The sequence below is a fragment of the Acerihabitans sp. genome, from assembly GCF_036398755.1.
Lineage (GTDB): Bacteria > Pseudomonadota > Gammaproteobacteria > Enterobacterales > Enterobacteriaceae > Acerihabitans.
On record NZ_DASWOM010000116.1, the window covers coordinates 1 to 7438 of the forward strand.

The 7438-nt window shown below is 53.3% G+C and carries 7 protein-coding genes and 1 tRNA gene; 4 read left to right on the forward strand and 4 right to left on the reverse strand.

What is annotated here, in order from left to right:
* Nucleotides 1-21: 21 nt before the first annotated feature.
* The 3 genes from VGC33_RS19695 to VGC33_RS19705 form a co-directional block, all read right to left on the reverse strand.
* A tRNA-Tyr gene (locus tag VGC33_RS19695) sits at nt 22-106 on the reverse strand.
* Between the two features lie 202 nt (nt 107-308).
* On the reverse strand, nt 309-1157 hold the full coding sequence (purU, locus tag VGC33_RS19700; protein ID WP_331122479.1) for a formyltetrahydrofolate deformylase: 849 nt from the start codon (nt 1155-1157) through the stop codon (nt 309-311).
* 65 nt (nt 1158-1222) lie between these two features.
* Nucleotides 1223-1687, reverse strand: a complete 465-nt coding sequence (locus tag VGC33_RS19705) for a YchJ family protein (protein WP_331122480.1) — start codon at nt 1685-1687, stop codon at nt 1223-1225.
* A 472-nt stretch (nt 1688-2159) separates the two neighbouring features.
* On the opposite strand from VGC33_RS19705, the gene rssB reads away from it, so the two are divergent.
* The 4 genes from rssB (at nt 2160) to VGC33_RS19725 (ending at nt 6684) form a co-directional block, all read left to right on the forward strand.
* Complete coding sequence (gene rssB / locus VGC33_RS19710) at nt 2160-3173, forward strand: two-component system response regulator RssB (RefSeq protein WP_331122481.1); 1014 nt, start codon at nt 2160-2162, stop codon at nt 3171-3173.
* Between the two features lie 202 nt (nt 3174-3375).
* Nucleotides 3376-4278, forward strand: a complete 903-nt coding sequence (galU, locus tag VGC33_RS19715) for a UTP--glucose-1-phosphate uridylyltransferase GalU (protein ID WP_331122482.1) — start codon at nt 3376-3378, stop codon at nt 4276-4278.
* 40 nt (nt 4279-4318) lie between these two features.
* Nucleotides 4319-5662, forward strand: a complete 1344-nt coding sequence (locus VGC33_RS19720; RefSeq protein ID WP_331122483.1) for a UDP-glucose dehydrogenase family protein — start codon at nt 4319-4321, stop codon at nt 5660-5662.
* A 14-nt stretch (nt 5663-5676) separates the two neighbouring features.
* On the forward strand, nt 5677-6684 hold the full coding sequence (locus tag VGC33_RS19725; RefSeq protein WP_331122484.1) for an NAD-dependent epimerase: 1008 nt from the start codon (nt 5677-5679) through the stop codon (nt 6682-6684).
* Between the two features lie 267 nt (nt 6685-6951).
* On the opposite strand, the gene hns is transcribed toward VGC33_RS19725, so the two are convergent.
* A complete protein-coding gene (gene hns / locus VGC33_RS19730; RefSeq protein ID WP_331122485.1) occupies nt 6952-7359 on the reverse strand; it encodes a histone-like nucleoid-structuring protein H-NS in 408 nt (135 codons plus the stop codon).
* Nucleotides 7360-7438 lie beyond the last annotated feature (79 nt).

Genomic DNA, 7438 nt, shown 5'->3' on the forward strand with positions numbered 1-7438 from the left:
AGTGATGCCGGGTATTCAAAATGGTGGTGGGGGAAGGATTCGAACCTTCGAAGTCAGTGACGGCAGATTTACAGTCTGCTCCCTTTGGCCGCTCGGGAACCCCACCTGGCCTATAAACGATTATCTCGTCAAGCGGGGCGCATCATATCAAATAAGACGGCCCTGTAAAGAGCAAACTCGCGTTAAATGATTCACTTGCCGCTTTTTTCGGCATAAGGCGGCAAATGTTCACCCAGCCTGCCGACAAACCGGCACACAGGCACGGGCAGGTCACTAACTCAGGCGTTCATCACCGCAGCGACTCGCCATCACAATATGATGGTCCGGTTGCCATAGACGAATACGCGCTGCGCCAACACCCGGTATAACGCCCGGCTAAGGACGTTTTTCTCGACGTCGCGGCCGGCGCGCATCATATCCTCCGCGGTGTAGGTATGGTCGACGTTAATCACGTCCTGGCTGATAATCGGCCCTTCGTCAAGGTTATCATTCACATAATGGGCCGTGGCGCCGATAATCTTCACGCCGCGCTCGTAAGCCTGGTGATAAGGTCGCGCGCCAATGAACGCCGGCAGGAATGAATGGTGAATATTAATCAGCTGGTTGGGGTAGTGACGCACAAAGTCGGGCGTCAGCACACGCATATACTTGGCCAGGACCACATAATCGGGGCGGTAGCCGTCGATTCGCTCCGCCATGCGGGCATCATGTTCTTCGCGGGTAAACCCTTCGTGGCTGACCAGATGGAACGGGATCTCAAAACGCTCCACCAGCGTGCGCAGCGTGTCGTGATTGCCGATAACCGCCGCAATATCCACATCCAGGCCGCCATAGGTGCTTTTCATCAGCAAATCGCCCAGACAGTGCGCTTCCTTGGTCACCAGCACCACGATGCGACGCCGGCCGGCCTGCTTGATCTCACGCACCGTGCCGACGGGCAACACCCGATCAAGGTCGGCCAGCAGCCGCGCGTCGTCAAAAACGCCTTCCAGCTCGGTGCGCATGAAAAAACGTCCGCTGCGGTGATCAACGTACTCATTATTTTGCACGATATTTAAATGATGGCTGAAACAAATACTGGTGATTTGCGCGATCAGGCCTTTTTCATCCGGGCAAATGGTGCGTAAAATTTTTCTCTGTATAGTTTGCGACTGCATTAACTTGCTGATCCTGTCGAAGCCGATAATCTGTCATGAAAAGCGTACCGGGAGAACCGGCCGGGTCAGCATCCACAACACTTCTTGTATTTGTTGCCCGAACCACAGGGGCAGGGCTCGTTTCTGGCGGGCTGCTTATGCACGCCGTCGACATAATACCAGCGATCGTCGATGCGGACAAAGCGTGAGCGTTCATGGATAAAACCCGGCCGCTGCCGTTGCCCGTCAAAAAAACGGGCGATGAATTCCACATAGCCTTCCATGGGGTCCTTGCCGGGGGATTCCGACTTGACCCTGAGACCGCGCCACTGGCTCACGGCGCACTGGGCGGCCAGTTCGGCGCGCCAGCGCGACGCGTTGCACTCTGGATGCCAGGTGGCAATCAGATAATCGACATTAGCTTGGGTGAACGCGGTATAACGCGATCTCATTAACTGGCCCGGCGTCCGGGGACGGCTCGCGCCGCTGATAAATACGGCGCAGCACTGTTCCGAACGCAGGCCGCTGCCGCATGGGCAAAGGGTATCCACAACACCTCTAGGGGCGACAACAGGGTCGCCATTTACATCGCCGATAACCGGCCAGGCCCGTCGCCGGGCCCGACGCGAACACCTTAAACGAGGCATTTTATGCCTTACCTCAAGACAAGGCAAAAGATCAATGATTTTGAACAATAAATCATATGGTTTGGCAATGAAAATGCTATTTTTCCTTGTCAATGCACCGCTAAACCGCCATCATTTTGCCCGGATAAAGTGCATTTTTATCTAATGACTACTACGCTCCTTACTTAGGCAACATCATTTTAACGCCGTCGAGAACCATATCCGGCTTGTTGAATGGGGTACCAGGGGGGAAGTCGGCTAAGAACGCGGCCGATTGATGTTCAAACGCAGGAACGCATAGTTTGTGAGCAATACACTAATCAGCCCCTGAGTTTTTTTAAAAGTAAAAGTGGTCTGCTTGAGCCGCTGTTAAGCTGATTGGAAAAAGAGGTTTTTGATGGCGAAGCCGTTAGTAAACAAACAAATTTTAGTTGTTGAGGACGAGCCAGTCTTTCGCTCCGTACTGACGCAATTTCTCCAGTCGCTGGGTGCCGTGGTCCATGAAGCCAGCCATGGAGGCGAAGCGCTGAATATGCTGCCCACCACCAGACCGGATCTGGTCATTTGCGATCTTGAAATGGCGGAAATGAACGGCCTGACGTTCGTGGAGCGTTTTCGCTCGGTTGACGCCGTCACGCCGGTATTGGTGGTTTCCGGCACCGATCAGATGACCGATATCGCCAAAGTCCTGCGGCTTGGCGTGCAGGATGTGCTGTTAAAACCGCTGGATGATTTTGTCCGCCTGCGGGAAACCGTGCTTGGGTGTCTTTATCCCGATATGTTTACCTCCCAGGTGGATGAAGAAGAACAGCTGTTCCAGGATTGGGATGCCCTGAGCCAGCATCCCGGCGCCGCGGCGAAGCTGCTAAAGCAATTACAGCCGCCGGTGCAGCAGCAAATTGCCCGCTGCCGGGTTAATTACCGGCAGCTCACCATGGCCGAACAGCCTGGACTGGTGCTGGATATCGCCGCGTTATCCGAGCACGATCTGGCGTTTTATTGCCTTGACGTTACCCGCGCGGAAGAAAAAGGCGTATTGGCGGCGCTGCTGCTGCGCGCCTTGTTTAACGGGCTGCTGCAGGCGCACCTGGCCAATCGCGCCCATCGCCTGCCGGAGCTGACCACGCTGCTGAAACAGGTAAACCAACTGCTGCGCAAGGCTAATCTGGACGGGCAATTTCCCCTGCTGGTGGGATACTACCATCGGGGCTTGAATAACCTGATACTGGTCTCGGCGGGGTTGAACGCCACGCTCACCGCCAATAACCAGCAAATTCAGCTCAACAGCGGCGTGCCGCTGGGCACGATGAGCGGCGCTTATATTAATCAGGTCAGCCAGCATTGCAATGCCTGGCAGTGTCAGGTGTGGGGCGCGGGCGGGCGGCTGAGGCTTATGCTGTCCACGGATTGATAAACCGCGCTCCACTATTGATTGCCGGTTATTTGAACAGCCAAGTTGTTAATTTATAACCCCTTCTAAAATGGGTAATTGTCCTAATTTTTTATCAAACACCTCCTTTCATCAGGCGACTTCTTCTTAAGCTGGTATACTTAATAGGTTTAAAATTAGATAAATAAAATTTATTATCTTGATGATAAGAGAGAGGTGGTTGATGTCTGCAATTAATACCAAAGTCAGAAAAGCGGTGATTCCGGTGGCAGGGTTGGGGACGCGCATGTTGCCGGCGACCAAGGCCATCCCGAAAGAAATGTTGCCTTTAGTGGATAAGCCCCTGATTCAATATGTCGTCAATGAATGCATCGCTGCCGGTATTAATGAAATTATCCTGGTCACACATTCTTCCAAAAATTCCATCGAAAACCATTTTGATACCAGCTTCGAGCTTGAAGCCATGCTGGAAAAACGCGTCAAACGTCAGCTTCTGGCCGAAATCCAGGCTATCTGCCCGCCGCACGTCACCATTATGCAAGTGCGTCAGGGACTGGCGAAAGGGCTGGGACATGCGGTCATGTGCGCCCATCCGCTGGTGGGCGACGAACCGGTGGCGGTTATCCTGCCAGATGTGATTATCGATGAATTCGAATCCAACCTGAAAACAGAAAATCTCAGCGAAATGCTGGCACGTTTCACCGAAACCGGCCACAGCCAGATCATGGTCGAGCCGGTTGAAGATGTGACCAACTACGGCGTGGTGGATATCCAGGGCAAGGAATTAAAACCGGGCGAAAGCGCGGCGATGGTCAACGTGGTGGAAAAACCCGCCGCCGAGGACGCGCCGTCCAACCTGTCGGTGGTGGGGCGTTATGTCCTGTCGGCCGATATCTGGCCGTTGCTGGCTAAAACCCCTCCGGGCGCCGGCAATGAAATCCAGCTCACCGACGCCATCGCCATGTTGATGGAAAAAGAGACCGTTGAAGCTTACCACCTGAAAGGGCTGAGCCATGACTGCGGCAATAAACTGGGTTATATGGAAGCCTTTGTGGAATATGGCATTCGCCATGAAAGCCTGGGAAAAGAATTTACCCAATGGCTAAAAGAAACCATCGCGGATTGATTTTTTATTTTCAGGGCGTATTTTTACCGGGAATTTCAACATGAAAGTGACTGTATTTGGTATCGGTTATGTTGGTTTGGTGCAGGCGGCGGTGCTGGCTGAAGTCGGTCACGACGTGCTGTGCGTCGATGTTGACGCAAACAGGGTCGAAAATCTCAAAAACGGCAATATCCCCATCTATGAACCCGGACTGACCCCGTTGGTGCAGCAGAACTATGAATCAGGCCGGCTGCAGTTCACCACTGACGCCGAGGCCGGCGTTAAACATGGCATTATGCAGTTTATCGCGGTGGGTACGCCTCCCGATGAGGACGGTTCCGCCGACCTTAAGTACGTTACGGCGGTTGCGCGCACCATAGCCCAATACATGGACGAACATAAAGTCGTCCTGGACAAGTCCACCGTACCGGTCGGCACGGCGGATAAAGTCCGGGCCGTTATGCAGGAAACGCTGCAGGCGCGCGACAGCAAGCTCACCTTCGACGTGGTCTCGAATCCCGAATTCCTCAAGGAAGGGGCGGCGGTGGCCGACTGCATGCGTCCCGAACGTATCGTGGTCGGTACCGATAACGATGACGTGGTGGAGCTGCTGCGCGAACTATACGAGCCGTTTAACCGCAATCATGACCGCATGATCCTGATGGATATCCGCAGCGCGGAGTTAACCAAATATGCGGCCAACTGTATGCTGGCCACCAAGATTAGCTTTATGAACGAGATCTCCAATCTGGCCGAACTGCTGGGCGCCGATATCGAAAAAGTGCGCCAGGGCATCGGCTCCGACCCGCGCATCGGCTATCATTTTATCTACCCCGGCTGCGGATACGGCGGCTCATGCTTCCCCAAGGATGTGCAGGCGCTGATTCGCACCGCCGAACACATCGGTTACCAGCCCAAGCTGCTGCAGGCGGTGGAAGACGTCAACTACCAGCAAAAAGACAAGCTGCCGCAGTTTATCAAACGCCATTTCGGTGAAAACCTGGCGGGCAAGACCTTTGCCTTGTGGGGGCTTTCCTTCAAGCCCAATACCGACGACATGCGCGAAGCCTCCAGCCGGGTATTAATGGAAACATTATGGCAGGCCGGGGCGCAGGTGCAGGCCTTTGATCCCGAGGCGATGGATGAAACCCAACGCATCTACGGCCACCGTGCCGACCTGAAGCTGATGGGCACCAAGGAAGCCGCGCTACAGGGGGCGGACGCCTTGATAATCTGCACGGAATGGCAAAATTTCCGCGCGCCTGATTTTGATATGGTGAAGAAGGCGTTAAAGCAGCCGGTCATTTTCGACGGACGCAACTTATACGATCCGGATCGCCTGGCCAACCGTGGTTTTACCTATTACGCCATTGGTCGTGGGGCTTCGCTCGCGTCTTATAAGTAAGGGCAAGGGGCAGCATGAAATTTTTAGTCACCGGCGCCGCGGGGTTCATTGGTTATCACGTCGGCAGGCGCCTGCTTGCCGACGGCCATCAGGTCGTCGGCATTGATAATCTGAACGACTATTACGATGTTCGCCTGAAGCAATCGCGGCTCGAGCGATTGCAGGCCGATGCCGGGTTCACCTTTCATAAGCTCGATCTGGCCGATCGGCAGGGGATGGCGTCCCTGTTTGCCGGGGAAGGATTCCAGCGGGTGATCCATTTGGGCGCGCAGGCGGGAGTGCGCTATTCGTTGGAAAATCCCCTGGCGTACGCGGACTCCAACCTTATAGGCCATCTTAATGTCCTGGAAGGGTGCCGGCATAATGGCGTTGGACATTTGCTTTACGCCTCATCCAGCTCGGTATATGGACTGAATCGCAAATTGCCTTTTTCCACCGACGATGCGGTGGACCATCCGGTCTCATTGTATGCGGCGACGAAAAAAGCCAATGAGTTAATGTCACATACTTATTCGCATCTTTATCAACTGCCAACCACCGGCTTGCGCTTTTTTACCGTATACGGTCCCTGGGGCCGTCCGGATATGGCGTTATTCAAATTTACCGAGGCCATGCTGGCCGGCAGGCGTATCGATGTGTATAACCGCGGCGAAATGCGGCGTGATTTCACTTATATAGACGATATCACCGAAGCCATTATCCGTTTGCAGGATGTCATACCGCAGGCCGATAGCCATTGGACGGTGGAAACCGGTTCTCCCGCCACCAGCTCCGCCCCGTATTGCGTATATAATATCGGCAATAGTCAACCGGTCCAATTGATGGAATACATCAAGGCGCTGGAAAATGCGTTGGGCATTAAGGCTGAAATGAATTTATTGCCGATGCAGCCCGGCGATGTGCTCGAGACCAGCGCGGATACCAGCGCCTTGTACCAGGCCATCGGTTTTAAACCCCTGACCGGGGTGCAGGAAGGAATAGGGCATTTTGTCAATTGGTATCGTGATTATTATCACCAATGACTCTAACTAAATTGCTGTGATAAATGTCAAAAAAGGCGGCCAAAAGGCCGTTTTTTTTGTCCGCCGCCCCGGCAGCGCTTAATCGCCGGCATGACCGCCGTATAAAAGGATAAATTTCACTTGTCCAGGCACCACCGCCTAATGTCTATTGTGCTAATAATGCCGCTCATAATTTATACACATTAAAACTTTCGGTTTGCATTCAGGCAAAAAAAAACACCCGCCGGGTATTCAAACGGGTATTTTATAAAAGCGGCAACCGGTGGATTACAGCAGGAAATCGTCCAGGGTCTTGCCTTCGTCTTCAATAGACTTCTTGATGACGGCAGGCGTACGGCCTTGGCCGGTCCAGGTTTTGCTCTCACCGTTTTCATCGGTGTACTGATATTTAGCCGGACGAGCTGCACGCTTGGTTTTACCAGTAGCTTTAGACGCGCTCATGGTTTGCAGCAATTCATTCGGATCGATACCGTCGGCAATCAGCATTTCACGATATTGCTGTAATTTGCGTGTACGTTCTTCGATTTCAGCCTGTGCCTGGCTGTCTTCATCACGGCGTTCGTTGACAACGACCTCAAGTTTCTCCAGCATTTCTTCCAGAGTCTCCAAAGTACATTCTCTAGCTTGCGCACGCAGAGTTCGGATGTTGTTAAGAATTTTAAGTGCTTCGCTCATTGTCCTAATCTCGAATAATATAAATGGGGCGTCGGGGTAATAATAGAGCGGTAGTTTCTTTTCTGCAATAGCTAGTTTG